A 20128-nucleotide genomic window follows, 5' to 3' on the forward strand; every position below is an offset into this window, starting at 1 on the left:
TAGCCGGGGGTGTTGACCGGGATCACGATCGGCGCCGTGCGTCCCGAGTAGCCGCCGACGGTGCCCTTCGGGTCGACCGTCGCCGTGTACGTGGTCCCGTCGCTGTTCGCGGTGGCCGTCAGATAGGCCCCCGGCACGTAGATCGACAGGTTCTCGTAGTCCGTCGTGGCCGGATTGGCGACGTACACCTTCCCGAGCTGGTAGTACACGTCGTTGGTCGCGTCGTACGACCAGGCGGTGGAATCGAACTCCAGCGAGTACGCCGAGGACGTGCTCGACGAACCGTGCGACGACGAGGTGCCGGCGAAGGCCGTGCCGGCCGTGCTCCCGGCGATTCCGAACGCGGCCAGGGCTGCGACGCCCGTGGCGCTCCGGACAACGGTTCTGCGGTCGATGTCCACCTGTGGACCTCCTTGTGCAGCGGATTGCGTGATCACAGCCGTACCTGCGCACCACCCGGGCGACGCCACGGGCAGGTCGGGCTGTGCGGCTCATTCGGTCCCAGACTGTAGGGCAAGGAGTCCACATAATTGTTAACAATTTTGATGATAATTTTGATAGAAGGCTCCCAAGGTTGCGAGGTGGCGACTCACACCGCCGCAGCCACAGGCGGTGTGACCGTCACGGAACCTGCCAGTGATCCACTTGTCCACCCGCCTGTCGTGCGCGTGAATGCGCCAGGTGCTCGGCTGTGGGCGTCAGGCCTCGGAAGCAAGGCAGCCGCAGGATTCGCGGTGCATGAAGGCCGGGTTGATGGTGACCTTGCGTGGTGGCAGCGAGGGGGAGGTGATCCGGGACAGGGCCATGGAGACGGCCTGTTCGCCGATGGACAGGGCGGGTTGGGCCATGGCGGTCAGCCGGGGGTGGAAGAGGTCGGCCCATTCGAAGTCGTCGAAGGACACCAGGGCCATGTCGTCGGGGACCTTCAGACCGGAGTCGCGCAGGGCGCGCATGGCACCGATCGTCATGCGGTTGTTTCCCACGACCAGAGCGGTGGGCGGTTCGGGAAGCGACAGGAGCGACGCTACCGCCGCCTCCGCTCCCTCTTCGCTGGAGTCACCGTCCGCTTCGTAGCGTGGGTCGGCTTCGATGTCGCCCCGGCGCAGGCCGAGCCGGTAGCCGTCGCGGCGCTCAAGGGTCGTGGTGAGGCCGTCGCGTCCGGTGATCATGGCGATGCGGGTGTGTCCGATGGACGCCAGATGGTCCACGAGGGTCGCGGTGGGTTCGGTGTTGTCGACGGCGACCTGGTCGACGGCGGCGGGAACGAAGCGGTCGATGGCGATGACGGGGACGTCGACCTTGTTGGCGTACCGGATGGCCTGGGTCCCGTCTCCGGAGGCGGCCAGGATGATCGCGCTGACCCTGCGGCGCAGCAGTTCGCTGACCGCCTTGATCTCCGTGTCCGCCTCGTCGTGGGTGTCCGCGAGGAGCACCGAGTACCCGGCGGCCGAGGCGTGCCGGTCGATGCCGTGGACGACGTTGCTGAAGTAGGGGTTGGACAGGGCGGACATGGCCAGGCCTACGGTCCCGTAGCCCGTGCTGTCCAGGGCACGGGCGACCGGATCGGGCACGTAACCGGTGTCGGCGACGGCGTCCAGAACGCTGCGTACCGTCGCCGAGGCGACCGGCCGGGTCTTGTTGAGCACATGCGACACCGTCGACACGGATACGCCCGCCCGACGGGCCACATCGGACATGGTGGGTGTCTGTCGGGGTGCTCTGCCTGCCATGTCCGGATCTTACCCAAGCTCGCTGAGCACGAGATCCGCCCGTGAGACGGTACTGCGGATGAGCGCACTGGTGTCTTCGTCGACGCCCAGGGTCTTGGCCCGTGCGGCCTGTGGGGTGAAGCCGTAGGTGATGTAGCGGCGGATGAGCCGCTCGCGCCGGGGCTCCGGGAGGGCGTCCAGGAACCAGCTTTCGTCCAGTACGTTCTTCACCTGCCGCCAGGGATCCTCCGCGGCCAGCAAGAAGTTCCCGTCGACGATGACCAGTCGGTGGTGGGGGGCGACGTCGATCGCCCCGGCCACCGGGTCCTCCAGGTCACGGTCGAACTCCGGCCACCACACGGTGTTTCCGGTTTCGTCGCGCGTACGGCGCAGCAGAGCGAGGAAGCCGTCGGCGTCGAAGGTGTCGATCGTGCCCTTGCCTGCCGCCTGTCCCCGGGCCTCGATGACCTTCTGGGCGAGGTGGAATCCATCCATGGACACGGCCACCGCCAACCCCGGCTGCTCCTTCTCCAGCCGGGCCAGAAGCTGTTCGGCGAACGTGGACTTCCCCGCGCCGGGTTCTCCGACGATGCCGAGCAGTGCCCGCCCGGCCCGGGTCAGGTGCAGGCACCGCTCGGTGAGGGCGTCCAGGGAGCGATGCCCGTAGAGCGGGGTGAGGCTCGGGTCGGCTTCCCTGTCTGTGCCGTTGCCCGGGTCGGCTTCGCCGTCGGTGCGGTCGCTGCCGGTGATCGTCATTCAGGGTGCTCCGACGGGTGGTGGGAGGCGGGGGGTTCCTCGGGCATGTGCTGGGTGGTGCTTTCCAGGAGGGTGCCGTCGGCTCCCATCTGCAGTGCGCCGGTCATCAGGCCCACCACTTCGGTCATCGTGCACGACTTGGGGGTGACCACCGCGGCGCGCCTGCCCAGGCGGTGCACGTGGATGCGGTCGGCGATCTCGAAGACCTGCGGCATGTCGTGGCTGATGAGGACGACGGGGACGCCCCGGTCACGGATCCGGGCGATGAGGTCCAGGACCTGGCGGGACTCCCGTACGCCGAGGGCCGCGGTGGGCTCGTCCATGATGATCAGCCGGGTGCCGAACATGGCCGCCCGGGCCACCGCCACCGCCTGCCGCTGGCCGCCGGACAGGGTGCCGACGAGCTGGGTGATGTCCTGGATGGTGGCGATGCCGAGCCGGTCGAGCTGTTCGGCCGCCTGCGTGCGCATCTTCTTGTGGTCGAGCATGCGCAGCCCCGAGCCCAGGAAGCCCTCACGACGCAGCGGCCGGCCGAGGAAGAGATTCGTGGCGATGTCCATCTGCGGGGCGACCGCGAGGGTCTGGTAGACGGTCTCGATGCCGGCCGCGCGTGCGTCGCGCGGCCCGTGGAAGTGGACCGGCCGACCGTCCAGTTCGATGGTTCCGGCATCCGGGACGAGGGCCCCGGTGAGGGCCTTGATCAGGCTCGACTTGCCCGCGCCGTTGTCCCCGACGATGGCGAGGACCTCACCGGCGCGGATCTCGAAGTCGGACTCGCGGATGGCCACGACGTTGCCGTAGCGCTTGACCAGTCCGCTCGCGCGCATCACCACGTCGGCGGTGGGCGTCGCGGGCGCCTGGGCGGATGCGGCTGATCCGGCGGATCCGGCGGATGCGGCGTCTGATCGGGGCTGGTTCATGCTGCCCTCCTGCGGACGACACGGTCGACCGCGACGGCGACGATGACGAGGATGCCGGTGGCGACCTGCTGGTAAAGGCTGTCGATGCCGGCCTGGGTCAACCCGTTGGTGAGGACGGTGACGACCAGGGCGCCCAGTACGGTGCCGGGGATGCCACCGCGCCCGCCGAAGAGACTGGTGCCGCCGATCACCACGGCGGTGATGCTGTCCAGGTTGCCGGTCTGGAAGGCGTTCGGGTCGGCGTTGGGGATGCGGCCCAGCGCCTGCCAGGCGGCGACGGCGTAGACGAACCCGGCCAGCACGTACACGCTCAGCAGGGTGCGCCGGGTGTTGATGCCGGTCAGCCTGGCCGCTTCCTCGTCGTCACCGACGGCGTACACGTTGCGGCCCCAGGACGTCTGGGTGAGCAGGAACCACAGGCCGACGATGAGGACGATGGCGAGGCCCATGCCATTGGTGACCTCGATCTGGCCGAACAGATAGGACCGTTCGCCCAGGAAGGTCAGTACACCGGAAGGAGCGGCGAAGCTCTCGCCGTTGGCGTACAACTGGCCGGTCGCGGTCAGCACGCTCAGGACGCCGAGGGTGACGATGAAGGGAGGCAGCCGCAGCCGGGTCACCAACGTGCCCGACACGACGCCGATGGCCGTGCACAGCAGGACGCCGACGAGAAGGGCGAGGCCCCCGGGGAGGGAATGCTGGCCGAGCTTGGCGATGACGAGGGTTCCGAGGACCATGATGGCCGCGTTGGCCAGGTCGATGCCGGCTGTCAGGATGACGAGGGTCTGACCGAGGGCGAGCGTGCCGACGACCAGGAACTGCTCCACGATCAGTGACGCGTTGTCGAGGTTGAAGAACGTGTCGGTGCTCAGCGCGAACACGATCACGGCGATGATCAGCGCGGCCAGCGGGCCCGCCGCCGTGTTGCCGAGCAGTCGCGCGAGAACAGTTTTGGCCGGGGGCCGGGCGGCGGGGGCCTCAGGCGTCGCGGGAGGGGTGTGCGTAGTGGTCACGGATCAGCCCCAGCAGTTCTTCAGACCCCAGGCGGTGTCCTTGGAGTCCAGTCCGGAGACGGGCTTGTCGGTGATCAGCTGGGACCCGGTGTCGACGAACCCCGAGGGCTTCTTGCCGTTCTTGGCGTAGTCCACGACGGCGTCGACACCCTGAACTGCCATCTTCTTCGGGAACTGCATGACGGTGGCGGCGAACTTGCCGCTCTTGACGTTGGCCACACCGGTGCACGATCCGTCGATCGAACCGATGACCACGCCCGTCTTGCCGCTCAGCGCCTGAGCCGCGCCGGCGGCCGCGGGCTCGTTGATCGTGTAGACGGCGTTGATCCCGTGATCGCGCTGGTACAGGTTCTCCATCGCGGTCTGCGCCTTGGTCTGGTCGCCGTTGGTGACGGCGGTGCCCTTGATCTCCGAGGAGCCGCTGGTGATCCCGAAGCCCTCCAGGAAGCCGTTGTGCCGCAGGTCGTCCACGGTGGAACCGGGCGTGCCGTCGAGCAGGACGACGGCGGGCGTCTTGCTCCCCAGGGCGCCCTTGACGTACTTGCCCTGCTTGACGCCCGCGGCCTTGTTGTCCGTGGCGAACGTGGCGTCCACAGCACTGGCCGGATCGGTCGCGGTGTCCAGCGCGATGACGAGGACGCCCTTGTCGCGGGCGGCCTTGATGGCGCCGAGTACGCCGGAGGAGTTGCTCGGCGTGATGAGGATGCCCTTGACGCCCTGGGTGACCAGGTTGTTGATCGCGTCGACCTGGCCCTGGTTGTCACCGTCGAACTTGCCCGCGAGGGCGATGAGTCTGGCCCCCTTCGCGTCCGCCTCGGCCTGCGCCGACTCGCGCAGCTTGACGAAGTAGGGGTTGCTGTTGGTCTTGGTCACCAGCCCGATGGAGACCTTGCCACCGGAGGCGGCACCGGTGTCCGACCCGCCGCTCTTGGTCGATGTACAGCCGGCGACCAGCAGAGCCGCGCCCGCCACTGCGACGACCGGCACTCTGACAGGAATACGCAGATGTCCCATGATCTGTTCCTTTCAGCCGACAGGTCTCCGTCGACCTGCCTGGACTGCCGCACAACCTAGCTGGCGAAAACACTGCTGCATAGGCATTGCGCAAAGCTTTGCGGATCAACTTTTGTAACTTTTTATGAAGTTTGACATGTTTCTTGAACGGAGGAATGCCGGAGCCAGGCCGATGTTCGCGGGAGGCGAGGCGGGCCCGTGGACCGGGCTTCGCGCATACGTGAGGCCGCCCGAGGGCTTCGGGCCCGTCGGCGCCTCCACTGCCGCCGCATGCTGCGGACCTGGATCAGGCGGCCCGCTCCCCGAAGCGGTACTCGGCCGGTGTGACCCCGTACACCCGGCGGAAGGCCCGGGTGAAGGTGGTGGCGTCGGTGAAACCGCACAGTCCCGCGACCGCGGCGATGCCGAGATCACGGCGACGCGGATCGTGCAGCGCCCGCCGTGCCCGCTCCAGGCGCTGCTCACGGACGTACGCGGCCGGCGAGGTGCCGAGATCACGGAACAGCGAGGTCACATAGCGCACCGATACACAGTGTTGCTCGGCGATCACCTCCGGCCCGAGCAGAGGATCGGCGAGGTTCTCGCGGACGAAGTCGCGCATCATCCGCAGCAGGGCCTGCCGGCCCGCCGCCTGCGGCGCCCCGGCGCCCGCCGCCGACCTGAGCGCCGTGGCCAGCAACTCGCCTGCGGTGTGGGCGAGTTCGACACGCTGAAGCGGGTCCTGGAGCTCGTCCTCGACATCGGCGAGCTCCCGCAGGAACGCCGACAGGACGCGCAGGGTGGGAAGCGAGGACGGCAGCGGCCGTACACACAGCTCACTGGCATCGCCGAACCAGTGCCGTAGCTCCTCGTGAGACACCTTCAGGACTGTCTGGGCGATTGCCGTGGGAAACCTGAACCGGTACGGGCGTGAGGCGTCCCACAGCAACGCCTGCCCCACCCGCACCTCGGCGCACAGCCCGTCCTGTTCCATCAGCCCGGGGCCGCCCCGCTGGTGCAGCAGCAGCATGTAGTCGGACCTCGGGGCCCCGGTCACATGCCGCCGTGAGCGCAGCACATCCATCGGCTCCGATGCGAGCCGGACCACGGCCGTCGCGGGCGAGTAGACGCTGACGTCGACGGTTCCGCGGAAATCGGACGCGACGCGGTCGATGCCGCAGGGCGCGAAGCTGTCACTGCAGACCTGCGCCCATTCCTCCGCGCTCGCGGCGGTCAAGGTGCTCATACCGGCAGCATCCGTGCGGCAGGTTTCAGCGGGATGAACCACTCGTTCCGCGCATTTTGCGCCGCGACTCCCGAGCTTCTGGCCGTGCCGAAAACGCCGACTCCGCCGTGCCCGGAACGCCGGTTCCCGGCCACTGCCGGCAACTAACTTCCCGGTCACGGAACCCGCACTCAGCCGTGGACGGCCCTCGTCCGTCCGCGCAGGAACAGGAGCGACATCGTGAGCAAGCCCGAGTTCTTCGTCACGCCCGGCTACGGGGAGAGGAATCTGGAGCTGTTCCACTACGCGCAGGCCGTGAAGGTCGGCAACCGGGTCGAGATCTCGGGACAGGGCGGCTGGAACGACGACTGGGAGTTCCCCGAGGCGATCGCCGAAGAGATCGCGCAGGCGTTCCGCAACATCGAGCGGACCCTGGCCCTCGCCGGCGCGGGCTGGGCGCACGTGATCCACGTGAACTCGTACCACACGCCGCTCGACGACGAGACCGTCCAGCTGATGACCGAGCGGTTCCGCCACTACATGCCGGACCAGGCGCCGATCTGGACCTGCCTCGGCGTCGCGGGCTTCGGCGACCCGAAGATGCGCGTCGAGATCCGCATCACCGCCGTCCTCCCGGAATGAACCCGGAAACGAACACAGCAACGGAGCCTGCCATGACCGTTCCCCACACCCTCGTCTTCGCGACCAGGCGCAAACCCGGCCTGACCCGCGAGGAGTTCGCCGAGCATTACCACACCGTGCACGCGTCCCTGGCCCGCAAGCTGCCGGGCCTCGTGGAGTACCGCCAGACCCTGCTGCGCGAGGACTACCTCTGGCACGGCCAGAGGTGTGAGTACGACGCCGTCTCCGTCTACGTCTTCGAGAGCGACGAGGCCGCCGAAGCGGCCTGGAAGTCTCCCGAGGGCATCGCCGTCGACGAGGACACCGGACTGTTCATCGACTGGGCCACCGTCATCGCCTACCCCGGCACCACGACCGTCGTCCACCACCGCTGACCCCGGCCCCGCACCGGCCGACGGCCTGTGGGCCCATACCCCCAGGGGCTGTGGGCAGTTCAGGCGTCGCCTCCTGCCCACCGACACCGAGCGAGGTAAACCCATGCAAGTCGACGGCCCTCCGGCCGATACGGCCGCCCGGAAGACTCCGGCCCTGAGCCTGCGGCACGTCAGCAAGACCTTCGCGGGCCAGCGAGCACTCGCCGATGTGTCCCTGGACATCCCGCGCGGGGCGATCACCGCTCTCCTCGGCATGAACGGCTCAGGCAAGTCGACGCTGATCAAAATCCTCGCCGGGGTGTACGAGCCCGACCATGGCGGCACCCTCAAAGTGGCGGGGAAACCGGTGGCCCTGCCCATGCGACCGGCCCAGGCGCACGCCCGCGGTCTGCGCTTCCTGCACCAGGACATCGGCCTCGTGGGGGCGTTGTCCGTCGCGGACAACTTCGCCCTGGCGGACCGGTTCCGCACCCGCGGGCCGTTGCGGGCCATCGACCGCCGGGCGCAGCACGAGCACGTCGCGCGCGTTCTGGCGTTCTTCGGCGTCGACCGGGATCCCGGGACCCTGGTCTCCGCCCTGGACCCGACGGCCCGGACCATGGTCGGGGTGGCACGAGCCTTCCAGGACGAGGACGAGTCCGGTCTCGAAAGCCTCCGCAGGAACGTGCTGGTCCTGGACGAGCCGACCGCCTCCCTGCCCTCGGAGGAGGTGAACGCGGTCCTGGGGACACTTGAACGGTTGCGGGCCGCCGGCGGCACGGTCGTCTACGTCAGCCACCGCACCGACGAGGTACGCCGTATCGCCGACCGGCTGGTCGTCCTGCGTGACGGGCGGCTCGTCGCGGACCAGGAGGTGCAGGGGCTGAGTTCGGCAGGGATCGTCTCCCTCGTCGTCGGCCGACGCCTGGCCCCGGAAGCGGAGGCCGCCGAGCGTCCCTCCGTCCGGGGCAGCGGTGACGACCATGCCGTACTGACGGTGGAGGGCCTGACCGGGAGGCGGCTGCGCGATGTCGGCCTGCGCGTCGCCGCCGGGGAGATCCTCGGGGTCGCCGGACTGGTGGGCTGCGGCCGCAGCGAGCTGGTCCGCGTTCTCGCCGGCTCCGAGCAGCCGAGCAGCGGCCGGATGACCGTCGACGACCTGCCCTACGCGCCGGGTTCACCCGCCGACGCCGTTGCTCGAGGTGTCTCCTGCGTACCGCAGAACCGTTACGCCGACGGCTGCGTCCTGCCGATGACCGTGCGGGAGAACCTCTCTCTCGGGCGGCTGCGCGCCTTCGTCACCGGCCCCGGCCTGCTGCGGAGAGACGCGGAGAACGCCGACGCGGTCCGGCTGATCGCCGCCTACTCGGTGAAGCCCGCTGATCCCGCCCGCCCGATCGCCACCCTGTCCGGAGGCAACCAGCAGAAGGTCGTGGTCGCTCGCGCGGCGAGCCGCCACGGCCGGGTGCTGCTGCTCGACGAGCCCACCCAGGGAGTCGACGCGCTGGCCAAACAGGAGATAGCCACCACCATCCGGTCACTGGCGTCCGACGGCACCGCCGTGCTGCTCGCCTCCAGCGACTTCCAGGAACTCGCCGCCCTGTGCGACCGGGTCCTGGTCCTGGACCGCGGCAGGCAGGTCGCCCTGGTCGAGGGCGACGACATCACCGAGGAGCGGCTCACGCTCCTGTCCACCAGGGCGCAAGGTCCGGCCCACGTCAAGGAGCCAGCATGACCACGTCGGCAGCGCAGAGCGCGACGGAACAGCCCGAGCAGGACCCGGCACTCCCCCAGGACACGGCCCGGCGCACCTGGCGCCAGGTCGCGGGCAGCACGGCGTCCGGCTACGGAGCCCTGATCTTCCTGATACTGCTCGCCGTCACCTTCTCCGTGGCGGCGCCCGAGACCTTTCCCACCTGGGACAACGCCAAGTCGGTCCTCGCCGACCAGTCGATCCCGGGGATTCTGGCCCTCGCCGCGATCCTGCCGCTCGCCGCGGGCGAGTTCGACCTGTCCCTGGGCGCGATACTCGGCTTCAGCGCGATCTTCGCCACCTGGGCGTCCAACGCGGGACTTCCGCTGCCGCTCGTGGCGCTGCTCACCCTCCTGCTGGGCTGCTGCGTCGGATGCCTCAACGCGTTCCTGGTGGTCAAGGTCGGAGTCAACGCGTTCATCGCCACGCTCGGCGTCGGCACCCTGCTCGCCGGCGGAAACCTCTATCTCACCGACAGCTCCCTGCTGACCCTCGATTCGGCTTCCTTCGCCGATCTGACCATCACGAAGGCCGGCGGACTGCAGGTGGTCCTCGGCTACTTCCTCGTCCTCGCCGTGGTGCTGTGGTTCGCGATGGAACGCACACCGTTCGGCCGGTACCTGCGGGCCACGGGCATGGGCCGGGACGCGGCCCGGCTCAGCGGAGTCCGCACCGGCCGCTACCTGACCACCGCGTTCGTGACGGCCGGTGCGCTGGCCTCGCTCGCGGGTCTCCTCCAGGCGTCGAGGTCGGGCAGTGTGCCGCCGGGCATCGGGCCGGACTTCCTGCTCCCCGCCTACGCCGCGGCCTTCCTCGGTGCCACCACCATCAAGGCCGGCTACTTCAACGTCTGGGGCACGGTCGTCGGCGTCTTCCTGCTGGCGGTCGGCTCCAACGGACTGACCCTCCTCGGTGCCCAGACCTGGGTGACCAACATCTTCAACGGAGCGGCCCTCATCGTCGCGGTCGCCGCCTCCGTGCTCCTCGCCCGCAGCCGGACCGCCCGCACCTCGTCCTGACCCGGGCAGCGTCCGGCCCCACTGCCACGCTCCCCACCCGGCTACCGGTACAGCTCGCCGCTCCGCCCTTCCCAAGGAGACAGTTCCATGCCCCTGCCCAGATCCCGCGCGCTGACCGTCGTCCTCAGCGTCTCCACGTCCACCGCGGTACTGTCCGCCTGTTCCACGGGGGCGACCGGCGCATCCGGAGCCTTCTCGGCCTCAGGACTGAAAGAGGCCACGGCGTACGTCGCGAAGTACCGTACGGACGTGACATCCACTGATGTCCCGGCTTCCGCCCCGCCGGTCAGAAAAGGCCGACTGATCGTCACCGTCCCGTGCAGCTACGCGGCCGAGAACTGCAAGCGGGGAGTCGACGCCTTCGCCGAGGCCGCCAAGGCCGTCGGCTGGAAGACCAAGATGATCGACCCCGCGGGCGACCCCGACAAGGCACGCGCGGCCGTCGAGACCGCGATACGGCTCAAGGCCGACGGCGTCTTCTTCGTCGCCGGAAGCGGCGATCAGCTCCAGCCCGCCCTCGACGACGCCCGGGCCGCGGGACTGGCACTCGTGGATGTCAACGGCGGCCCCTTCAAGAAGGGCCAGTTCGACACCACGGTGGAGCCCGACGCCTATGAATACGGCATGGTGATGGGCGCCCAAATGACCGTCGCCACCAAGGGCAAGGGCAAAATCCTGCTGGTCAACGACCCCGAGTTCCCCTCCGTGAAGGAGTATCACCGAGGTGTCCTGGCCGCGCTCAAGAAGTACTGCCCCGGCTGCGAGATCACCGACGACATCAGCTTCCAGATCGCGGGACTGTCGACCAGCCTGCCCACCCAGTTCCAGGCCGCGCTCGCCGCACATCCCGAGACCGACATGGTCTGGGCGGCCTACGACGCCGCGGCCACCGCCCTCATCCCGGTCATCCAGCGCGGTACCAACGGAGACAAGATCCAGCTCGTCTCCTCCGACGGCAACGCCGCCAACCTCGGCTACGTCAAGGACGGCAAGGTGCAGACCGCCGACGTCGCCGCCTCCACCGAGTGGGCGGCCTACCAGGCACTGGACGAGACGAACCGGATCCTCAACAAGCAGGACGTACCGCTCTCCGTTCCGAGCAAGTTCAAGCTCATCACCAAGGACAACCTCACCACCATCCCCTGGAACGGCGACGTGGACTGGCGGAGCGCCTACCTCAAGCTCTGGGGCAGGACGGGCTGAAACAAGGGGCAAAGAAGGCACCCCGGAGAATTACCCATTTTGGCAATATTTGCTGTGAGAATTCTCTTCCCTGAAAGGGGAATCTCACATGCAAGCAATTGAAATATCGCTTGACCAAAAGGAAAACATGACTCTAGGTTACCTGCCGCGGGGATCACCGACGAAAGGGGCACGACATGATCACCACATGCGACAGAAGGCCACGCATCCGCCGATTAGCACAGACCATGACGGCGACGATCGCACTCCTGATCGCGGCCTCCACCGCAGACATCGCACACGCCGACAGCGCAGCGTCCTCACCCTCCTCCGCGGCCAGTCCGCAGGTCACGGGACCGGTCACGGGCGGCACGGGCACGATCCAGCTCCAGGGCACGGCATTCGACCTGAGCCAGGTCGGCTACCAGCAGTCCGAGTACTTCCTGTCCGGGACCGCCGACAGTTACCAGCCGGTCAACCCCCTGACCACCGACGGCAAGTGGACGGTGGAGCCGGCGAGCATCGCGCCGTACACCACGCGCATCGTCGTGAACAGGCCGAAGGATCCCCGGCGCTTCAACGGGACCGTGCTGGTCGAATGGCTCAACGTGTCCGGCGGGACGGACGCGGGAATAGCCTGGGTCCAGGCCCACAACGAACTGATCCGTGAGGGCTACGCCTGGGTCGGCGTCTCCGCCCAGGCGGTCGGGGTCAACGCGACCAAGGCGGCTGACCCGGACCGCTACGCCGCCCTGTCACACCCCGGGGACAGCTACTCGTACGACATCTTCTCGCAGGCCGGGCAGGCGGTACGCGACTCCGCGGCCACCGTCCTCGGCGGCTTGCAGCCGCACAAGGTGCTGGGCATCGGCGAATCCCAGTCGGCGTTCCGGCTCACCACGTACGTCGACGCGGTGCAGCCCCTCGTCAACGTGTACGACGGCATCCTCCTGGAGAGCCGGGCCGGCTTCTCGGCGGCGCTGTCCGAAGCCCCCCAGGCCGATGTCCCGGTCCCGGACGGACTCACTACACGCACCGACCTGCGGGTACCGGTGCTCACTTTCGAGACCGAGACCGACGTGCTGGCGCTCGGTTATCTGGCGGCCCGACAGCCGGACTCCACCAACTTCCGTCTCTGGGAGGTCGCGGGAACCTCCCACGCCGACACCTACATCACCCCGGTCGGCCCCACCGACACCGGCAACGGCCAAGGGGACGTCCAGGCCTTCAACACCCTGCTCGACCCGCCGACCACCCCTGATCCCTCCCACCCCCAGGTCTCGTGCTCCACGCCGATCAACGCGGGCCAGGCGCACTACGTCCTGGAAGCCGCGGTCCACGCGCTGAACCGGTGGGCGACAACGGGAGTGGCGCCCGCATCGGCGCCGAGGCTCGAAGTGGCCGCCGATGCGACCTCCTTCGTGCTCGACGCCAACGGCAATGCCAAGGGCGGCGTCCGCACCCCGGCGGTCGACGTCCCCGTAGCGACCCTCTCGGGCCTCGGCCAGACAGGCTCGCAGTTCTGCTTCCTGTTCGGCACCACCGTGCCGTTCGGCGCCGAGAAGCTGGCGGCCCTGTATCCCACCCACACACAGTTCGTCTCCCGCTGGGCCACGTCCGCCAGGCTCGCCACGGCCGCCGGGTACCTCCGACCGGCCGACGCCACCGCCCTCGTCCTCGCCGCCGCCGACTCCACCGTAGGCGGCTGACACCGCACCGACGGTGCCAAGTCCGGGGATCCGGACGCCATGACAGGCGCCGTCCCGGCCCATGCTCCACCCGGTTCCCGGGCCGGGACGGCGCATCACGATCACCACGGTCGGTTCCCATGCCGACCACCCGATGAGCAAGGCCGATGCCGGACGCGCGACCGCCTCGGCATGCTCGTCGTGGACACTCCAAGGGCACCATCCACCCCAGCATCGTCCTCCACCCGGCCGGCAACGAGATCCCCCGGGGCCAGCTCCCCCTTCGACGCCGCACCGGGGCGCGAACTCGCCGGGAAAGTCCGCTCGTTGGACCACACGCGCTTCGTCACCGACGCGGGCACATGACGAACGCGATCAGCGTCTGCGGCCTCGTGACACCGAAGACGGCCGGGTTCTTCAGCGACCCGCCAGCGACCTCGAACTCGACCGCGTCGAGGGTGTGCACGGCCCCGGACGTCGTCCTCGTGGAACGTGATCACTGCCGGGGTCGCGGCGGGCCGAGCACGCCGTCCGCCGTACGACCCGGATGTGCGGAGGCCGCGTCGAACATGTGGCACGCCACCGTGCGTTCACCGACCCGGACGTCCGCCGGTCGTGCCGTACGGCAGACGTCCGCCGCGAAGGGACAGCGCGGGACGAAGGGGCATCCGTCCCCGGAGGGTTGTTGCGCGGTCGCGGTGCTCGCGGCGACCGTTTCCGCGCGCAGCCGGCGCCGTTCGCGCTGCCGCGGGGGGTCGGGTACCGGGACGGCGGCGAGGAGTGCCCGGGTGTAGGGGTGCAGGGGGTCGTCGTTGACCAGTGACGCCGGGCCCTGTTCCATGACCCGGCCCTGGTAGAGCACCACGACCCGGTGTGAGATGTGGTGGACGACCGGCAGGTTGTGCGCGATGAACAGGAAGGCGACGCCCAGCTCGCGCTGGAGCCGCGCCAGCAGTCCCAGTACCTGGCCCTGGGTGACCAGGTCCAGCGCACTGAGCGCCTCGTCGCAGATCACCAGCCGGGGTGTGGTGGACAGCGCGCGGGCGATGGCGATGCGCTGGCGCTGGCCGCCCGAGAAGGCATGCGGATAGCGGCCCGAGGTGTCGACGGGCAGGCCGACCGAGGCGAGCAGGCGTTCCACCTCACCGAGCGCCTCGGCCGCGCTCAGGCGGCCCTGCGTCTCCAGCGGCTCGGTGAGGGTCCTGCCGATCGTGCGCGAGGGGTTGAGCGAGGTGTACGGGTCCTGGAAGACCACCTGGAGGTCCTTGGCGATCTCCCGCCGCTGCCCGGCTGAACGACCCCGGCCGGTGATCTCCCGCCCGTTCAGCCGGATGTGCCCCGCCGAGGGCCGTACGAGGCCCAGGACAGCCCGGCCGATGGTGGACTTCCCGGAGCCCGACTCCCCGACGAGGCCGAGGGTCTCGTGCGGGGCGATGGCGAACGACACGTCGTCGACCGCGCGGTGGGAGCCGCGGCGCAGCCCGCGTTGCCGGTAGTCGACGCGCAGCCCTTCCACGCTCAACAGGGAATCCGTCGCGATGTCCGTCATCGGGGGCTCCTCTCCAGGATCTCGGCGGTACGCAGGCATCGGCTGAGTTGTTCGGCCTGTGTCCCGTCCGGGGGTAGGGGCGGTCCGAGCGGCAACAGCGGTACGGGCCCGGACCGGCACGTGTCCGTCGCATGGCCGCACCGGTCAGCGAACCGGCACCACGCCGCCCGCCGGCCGGGCCCGGGCACCGAGCCCTCCACGACCCGCGGGATACCGCCCGCGGCCACTTCGGGTGTCGCGTCGAGCAGTGCGCGCGTATACGGGTGGGCCGGCCTGAGCAGGACCTCCTCCGCCGCGCCCAGCTCGACGATCTCACCCGCGTACATCACCGCGACGCGGTCGCACAGGTCCGCCACGACGGCCAGGTCATGGGTGACCAGGAGGAGCGACATGCCAAGCTCGCACTGCAGGGAGTGCAGCAGGTCGAGGATCTCCGCCTGGACGGTGACGTCCAGCGCGGTGGTCGGCTCGTCGGCCACGAGCAGGTCGGGCTCGCCGGTGAGGGCCAGCGCGATCGACACCCGCTGCGCCATGCCGCCGGAGAGCTGGTGCGGGTGGCTGCGGGCGACCGCCTCGGGCCGGGGTATCCCCACCAGGCGCAGGAGCTCCAGGGCGCGGGCCCGGGCCGCAGTGCGGCCTGCTCCGGAGTGCAGGCGCAGCGGCTCGACCAGTTGCGAGCCGACCGTGAAGCAGGGGTCGAGGGCCACCATCGGTTCCTGGGAGACGTAGGCCACCTGCGTGCCGCGCACCCTGCCCAGCTCCCGCTCGGAGAGGCGGGTCAGGTCCTGCCCGCCGAGCAGGACGCGGCCCGAGCGGACCCGGGCCGACGGCGGCAGCAGCCCCAGGACCGCCAGGGCGGTGACCGTCTTGCCGGATCCGGACTCACCCACCAGGCCGACGCTCTCGCCGCGCCCGATATGCAGGGACACGTCCTCGATGACGGGCTGCTCGCCACGCGGCCCGTCCAGGGCGACCGTCAGCCGGTCGACCACGAGCACGCCGTCCGGCGCGGGTCCGGGGTCCGTGGGCCCCGCCACGTCGTCCGTGCGGGACCCTCGGGTGCGGGCGGCGGGCGGCGCGGTCTCGTGGCGGGGGGCCCGTCGGCGGGCGGAGAGCAGGACGTCCCGCTGGGCCGTGGGCAGGACGTCCAACACTGCTGCACCAAGGGAGTTGAGCGCCAGGACGGTGGCGATGAGGGCGACGCCTATCGGGACCATCTGCCACGGGTCGTCCTCCAGATGCTGCGTCGCGGCGTACACGAGCTGCCCCCAGCTCGGCTTCTCGGGGGAGAAGCCGAGGCCCAGGAAGGACAGCGAGTTGAGGAACATGAAGGTGCCGCTGTAGAGCAGGAAGGCCTGGACGACCAGCGGCCCGGCCACGTTCGGCAGGATGTGCCGGGCCAGGATGCGGCGGGTCGGCAGCCCGGCCGCCTTGGCGGCGTCCACGTACAACAGCTCCCGGGCCGACCGGGTGGTGGCCCGGACCAGGCGGAGCGTGCCCGCGCTGCCGAGGATCCCGAAGACGACCGTGAGCACCAGGAGGTTGGTGTCTGTGGCCACGGCGACGGCGAGGATCACCACCATCGACGGCACGGACAGCATCACGTTCACGACGAAGTCCGCGACACTGTCCGCCCACCCGCCCACGTATCCCACGAGCAACCCGGCGAAGACGCCGATGACGTAGGACACGGCGACCGGGACGAGGGCGACCGCCAGCAGGTATCCGCCGCCGTGCAGCAGGCGGGAGAGCAGGTCGCGGCCCAGTTCGTCCGTGCCCAGCAGATGCGCCCCGCTCGGGCCGGTCAGGGTGTGCCCGAGATCCTGCTCCAGCGGATCGTGCGGGGACAGCGGCCCGGCCAGGGCGCTGGCGAGGACGACCAGCGCGATCCAGCCTGCGGCGGTCAGTACCGCGGGCCTGCGCGCCAGCGACCGCAGGGCGGCGCGCAGCGGGGAGGGGCCAGCCGGCGGGAGGAGGTCGGCGGACGTTTCGCCGCGCGGCCGGGTCGCGGCGGTCATGACACACGCACCCGGGGGTCGAGCCATGCGGTGACCATGTCGACCGTCAGGTTGACGATGATCACCACCAGGCTGAAGTAGAGGACGGCGCCCTGGACCAGGGCCAGGTCATGGGTCTGTACCGAGGAGAGCATGAGGCTGCCCAATCCGTTGAGGTTGAAGATCGCCTCGATGACCACGACACCGCCGAGGACGAACACGAAGCTGAGGCCGGTCACCGTGGCGACCGGGATCGCGGCGTTGCGCAGCACGTGCTTGTAGAGGATCCGGCGGCGCGGCACGCCGGCGGACTGCAGCGTCCGTACGTACGGCAGCGCGAGGGTGTCGAGCACGGAGGCCCGGGTCTGGAAGACGACCTGCCCGAGACCGGCCACGGCGATCGCCACCACCGGCAGCACGAGATGCTCCAGCCAGCCCGTCGGCGAGTCCCCGAGGGTGACGTAGCCGGTCGCGGGGAACACCCGCAGCCGCACCGCGAACACGAAGACGAGCAGCGCGGCGAGCCAGAAGTTGGGCACGGCCATGGTCAGTCCGCACACGGCGCGCACCGCGCGGTCCAGTCGCCCGCCGCGGACCGCGCAGGCGATGCCCAGCGGTACCCCCAGTGCCAGCGTGAGCAGGGTGGCGCCGAGTGCCACCGACAGCGTGGCGGGCACGGCGCCGGAGAGGGACTGCCCGACCGGCTGGTTGGAGACGAACGAGTCCCCCAGGTCGCCGTGCGCCACGTCCCCCAGCCACGAGACGTACTGCGCCAGGACGGGCCGGTCGAGACCGAGTTGGGCGTCCAGTTCCCTGACCTGGGCGGCGGAGGCCGAACCGCCCAGCAGGAAGGAGGCGGGGTCGCCGGGCACCATCTGCACCAGGAAGAAGGTGAAGGTGGCGACCAGGAACAGGATGGGCAGGGCGACCAGGAGGCGTTTGAGCAGGAACCGGAACATACGGCGTGCACCTCGATGTCCGTCGGCCGGGTCAGCCGGCCGGTTTCATCATGAAGAGATCGGGGGTCGCGGCGCCCGTAGGGAGGGACACCGTGACCTTCTTCGCGTTCCACTGGAAGACGTTGCGGGTCGTCACCGGCATGAGCAGCCAGGCCCGTTCGCCCGCGTACAGGCTCAACTCCTGGTAGATGCGCTTTCGTTCGGCGGTCCCGCTCGCCTCGGCGGCCAGCCTCAGCAACCGGTCGATCTTCGGGTCACTGTTCTTCTCCGTGTTGGCCAGCGCGCTCTCGGTCATCAGGTTGGACACGTCGGAGAAGGGCTGGCCGGAGACGGTGGTGAGCTGCCAGACCACCGGCCACTTACCGGAGTTGGTCTCCTGGATGACATCGGTCGAGTGCTCGCTGAGCTGCAACGTCACCCCGACCTTGCGCAGGTATCCGGCGATGGCCTGGGCCATGGTGGAGAACTGGGCGTTGGCCAGCGCCTTGACGGTGAACCCCTTGGCGTACCCGGCGGCGGCCAGCAACTCCTTGGCCCTGGCGGGGTCGTAGTCGTACAGCGTCTTGACCTGGCTGTCGGTGTACGGGCCGGAGGTGAGGAACGGCGTGGAGTGGTTGACCTGCCCCTGCCCGCCGGAGACGTTCTTCAGGATGGCCGCGCGGTCGAGCGCGTAGTTCATGGCCTGGCGCACCCGGACGTCCTTGAGCGGGGCCGACAGGCTTCCCTTGAGGTCCTGGAACAGGAAGCCCTGGATGGCCAGCGGGGCGCCGCCCATGGACGTGAACCCGGAGATCTTGGTCTTCGGGTCGGGAGTGATGAGGAAGTCCACCTGGCCGGTGCGCGCGGCGTTCACCGCCGCCGTCTGATCAGAGATGATCTTGATGACGAGCTTCTCGAACAGACCCTCCTTGCCCGCCCAGTAGGCGGGATTGCGGGTGTAGGTGTACGTCTGCTGGGCGGTGCTGGCCGCCGTGTCCAGCAGGTACGGGCCGGTGCCGACCGCGCCCATGACCATGCTCTTCGGCTTGGCCAGTGACGTCGGGCTCGCCATCCAGCCGGTCTGCTGCGAGAACGCCCACGGCATGTCCGGGTTGGCGTGCACCAGCTTGAAGCGGACCGTGTGGGAGTCCGAGACGGTGACCGACGCGATGTTGGCCACGTACGCGGAGCTGCCCGAGTTCTTCGTGCCCGAACTGTTCTTGGCGTAGTCGAAGTTGGCCTTCACCGCCGTCGCGTCGAAGGCGGTGCCGTCGCTGAACTTCACGTCCTCGCGCAGCTTCATCACCAGGGTGGAGGGGTCGGTGTACTCCCAGGACGTGGCCAGCCAGGGACCGACCGTGCCGTCGTCCTTGACCCGGGTGAGGGTGTCGAAGACGGCCTGCTCGCTCCAGAAGCTCACGATGGATCCCCAGGGATCCAGGGTGTTCCCGTTGGGGAACGACGCCATCGTGAGGGTGCCGTCGTCGGTGCCACTGCCCGAGGAGGAGCCGCCGCAGGCCGTGAGCAGTCCGCTCCCGGCCGCCGCGGCCGCGCCTGTTGCGAGCACCGACCTTCTTGAGTACTCGCGGGATGAGATCGACATTGATACCAACTCCCGTCGTCCGTTGTGCTGTCGGTGCCACTGCTGTCAGTAGCTGAAGGTCTCGCCGAAGGTCTGGTAGGGCTCGGGTATGCGCGGCAAGTCCTGCGGGACCTGGGTGTGGCTGTAGACCTTGTAGGTCTCCTTCTCGATGTCCGGGCGCGGCATCTCCACCGGGGGGCCGCCGACGCCCATCGGCGCGTCCGCGGTCCGGTCCGCCCAGCTCGCGCCGACCGGCGTGAAGAAGTCCGTGTAGACGTGCAGGTGCCAGATCTTCCACTGGCCCCTCTCGCGGACGAGGTCGACGCCGTACTTCTCCCAGATCCAGTGCGCGACGGGCCTGTGGTCGGGAGGCATGATCTCGGTGACCTGGCCCGGGGAGTACCACATGCCCTTGGCGGTCTTCCCGTCGCCGGCGATCTCGATGATCGGTGTGGTCAGCGGGTGCATGATCAGGGTGCCGACGCCCAGGTTGTCGTCGGACTCCTCAAGTTCGGGGTAGTGCTGGCGCAGCAGTTTGAGGTTGGCTCGCTGCATCTTGCGGTTCAGCTCGCCGTAGTAGTAGTTGATCGACTCGTATCCGACGAAGTAGCCCTGGTTCTGCGCGAAGGTGGGCTCCGGGGTCTCCTTGACCCAGATCGCCTCCAGCTCCTCGGCGTTCTTGCCGAGCCCGTGGTAGTAGGCGTGCCGGCCCATCACGTTGTGGACCTCGTGGATGTCCAGGACCTTCTGGAGCTTCTGCTCGATGGTCAGTTGTGCGGTGTCGCTCATGTACGGCTCCTCGTGAATGG

Annotated in this window: 17 protein-coding genes and 1 pseudogene; 6 read left to right on the forward strand and 12 right to left on the reverse strand. The window is 69.2% G+C overall.

Annotation, left to right across the window (positions count from 1 at the left end; genetic code table 11):
* The 7 genes and pseudogenes from ACGFZQ_RS43405 to ACGFZQ_RS43435 form a co-directional block, all read right to left on the reverse strand.
* Positions 1-401: pseudogene (locus ACGFZQ_RS43405) on the reverse strand (esterase); the annotation flags it as partial.
* Between the two features lie 297 nt (positions 402-698).
* Positions 699-1730: a LacI family DNA-binding transcriptional regulator gene (locus ACGFZQ_RS43410; RefSeq protein ID WP_393845070.1), complete on the reverse strand. Its 1032-nt coding sequence runs from the start codon at positions 1728-1730 to the stop codon at positions 699-701.
* A gap of 9 nt (positions 1731-1739) precedes the next feature.
* On the reverse strand, positions 1740-2465 hold the full coding sequence (locus ACGFZQ_RS43415) for a nucleoside/nucleotide kinase family protein (RefSeq protein WP_393845071.1): 726 nt from the start codon (positions 2463-2465) through the stop codon (positions 1740-1742).
* Positions 2462-3292: an ATP-binding cassette domain-containing protein gene (locus ACGFZQ_RS43420; protein WP_393845227.1), complete on the reverse strand. Its 831-nt coding sequence runs from the start codon at positions 3290-3292 to the stop codon at positions 2462-2464. Before ACGFZQ_RS43420 ends, ACGFZQ_RS43415 begins: the two co-directional genes overlap by 4 nt.
* A gap of 89 nt (positions 3293-3381) precedes the next feature.
* The gene (locus ACGFZQ_RS43425; RefSeq protein ID WP_393845072.1) at positions 3382-4398 is read right to left on the reverse strand and encodes an ABC transporter permease; all 1017 of its coding nucleotides are present in this window, start codon (positions 4396-4398) and stop codon (positions 3382-3384) included.
* A 3-nt stretch (positions 4399-4401) separates the two neighbouring features.
* Complete coding sequence (locus tag ACGFZQ_RS43430) at positions 4402-5412, reverse strand: substrate-binding domain-containing protein (RefSeq protein ID WP_393845073.1); 1011 nt, start codon at positions 5410-5412, stop codon at positions 4402-4404.
* A gap of 286 nt (positions 5413-5698) precedes the next feature.
* The gene (locus ACGFZQ_RS43435) at positions 5699-6637 is read right to left on the reverse strand and encodes a helix-turn-helix domain-containing protein (RefSeq protein ID WP_393845074.1); all 939 of its coding nucleotides are present in this window, start codon (positions 6635-6637) and stop codon (positions 5699-5701) included.
* Between the two features lie 219 nt (positions 6638-6856).
* On the opposite strand from ACGFZQ_RS43435, the gene ACGFZQ_RS43440 reads away from it, so the two are divergent.
* From ACGFZQ_RS43440 to ACGFZQ_RS43465, 6 genes are all read left to right on the forward strand, one after another.
* Complete coding sequence (locus tag ACGFZQ_RS43440) at positions 6857-7258, forward strand: RidA family protein (RefSeq protein ID WP_393845075.1); 402 nt, start codon at positions 6857-6859, stop codon at positions 7256-7258.
* 32 nt (positions 7259-7290) lie between these two features.
* Complete coding sequence (locus tag ACGFZQ_RS43445) at positions 7291-7632, forward strand: EthD domain-containing protein (protein WP_393845076.1); 342 nt, start codon at positions 7291-7293, stop codon at positions 7630-7632.
* A gap of 103 nt (positions 7633-7735) precedes the next feature.
* Positions 7736-9346, forward strand: a complete 1611-nt coding sequence (locus ACGFZQ_RS43450; RefSeq protein WP_393845077.1) for a sugar ABC transporter ATP-binding protein — start codon at positions 7736-7738, stop codon at positions 9344-9346.
* A complete protein-coding gene (locus ACGFZQ_RS43455; RefSeq protein ID WP_393845078.1) occupies positions 9343-10383 on the forward strand; it encodes an ABC transporter permease in 1041 nt (346 codons plus the stop codon). Before ACGFZQ_RS43450 ends, ACGFZQ_RS43455 begins: the two co-directional genes overlap by 4 nt.
* An 87-nt stretch (positions 10384-10470) precedes the next feature.
* Positions 10471-11586, forward strand: a complete 1116-nt coding sequence (locus ACGFZQ_RS43460; RefSeq protein WP_393845079.1) for a sugar ABC transporter substrate-binding protein — start codon at positions 10471-10473, stop codon at positions 11584-11586.
* 227 nt (positions 11587-11813) lie between these two features.
* The gene (locus tag ACGFZQ_RS43465) at positions 11814-13274 is read left to right on the forward strand and encodes an alpha/beta hydrolase domain-containing protein (protein ID WP_393845080.1); all 1461 of its coding nucleotides are present in this window, start codon (positions 11814-11816) and stop codon (positions 13272-13274) included.
* A gap of 475 nt (positions 13275-13749) precedes the next feature.
* Here the strand turns inward: ACGFZQ_RS43465 and ACGFZQ_RS43470 are convergent, their stop codons facing one another.
* The 5 genes from ACGFZQ_RS43470 to ACGFZQ_RS43490 all read right to left on the reverse strand — a co-directional run bounded on the left by ACGFZQ_RS43470 (position 13750) and on the right by ACGFZQ_RS43490 (position 20108).
* A complete protein-coding gene (locus ACGFZQ_RS43470) occupies positions 13750-14802 on the reverse strand; it encodes an oligopeptide/dipeptide ABC transporter ATP-binding protein (RefSeq protein WP_393845081.1) in 1053 nt (350 codons plus the stop codon).
* Positions 14799-16820: a dipeptide/oligopeptide/nickel ABC transporter permease/ATP-binding protein gene (locus tag ACGFZQ_RS43475; RefSeq protein ID WP_393845082.1), complete on the reverse strand. Its 2022-nt coding sequence runs from the start codon at positions 16818-16820 to the stop codon at positions 14799-14801. Before ACGFZQ_RS43475 ends, ACGFZQ_RS43470 begins: the two co-directional genes overlap by 4 nt.
* Complete coding sequence (locus tag ACGFZQ_RS43480; RefSeq protein ID WP_393845083.1) at positions 16817-17758, reverse strand: ABC transporter permease; 942 nt, start codon at positions 17756-17758, stop codon at positions 16817-16819. The genes ACGFZQ_RS43475 and ACGFZQ_RS43480 overlap by 4 nt, the downstream gene beginning before the upstream one ends.
* A 31-nt stretch (positions 17759-17789) precedes the next feature.
* Positions 17790-19304 carry an ABC transporter substrate-binding protein gene (locus ACGFZQ_RS43485; RefSeq protein ID WP_393845084.1) on the reverse strand — a complete coding sequence of 505 codons (1515 nt, stop codon included), beginning with the start codon at positions 19302-19304 and terminating at the stop codon, positions 17790-17792.
* Between the two features lie 81 nt (positions 19305-19385).
* Positions 19386-20108: a nuclear transport factor 2 family protein gene (locus ACGFZQ_RS43490; protein WP_393845085.1), complete on the reverse strand. Its 723-nt coding sequence runs from the start codon at positions 20106-20108 to the stop codon at positions 19386-19388.
* Positions 20109-20128 lie beyond the last annotated feature (20 nt).

The sequence above is a fragment of the Streptomyces sp. NPDC048254 genome, from assembly GCF_043201895.1.
Lineage (GTDB): Bacteria > Actinomycetota > Actinomycetes > Streptomycetales > Streptomycetaceae > Streptomyces.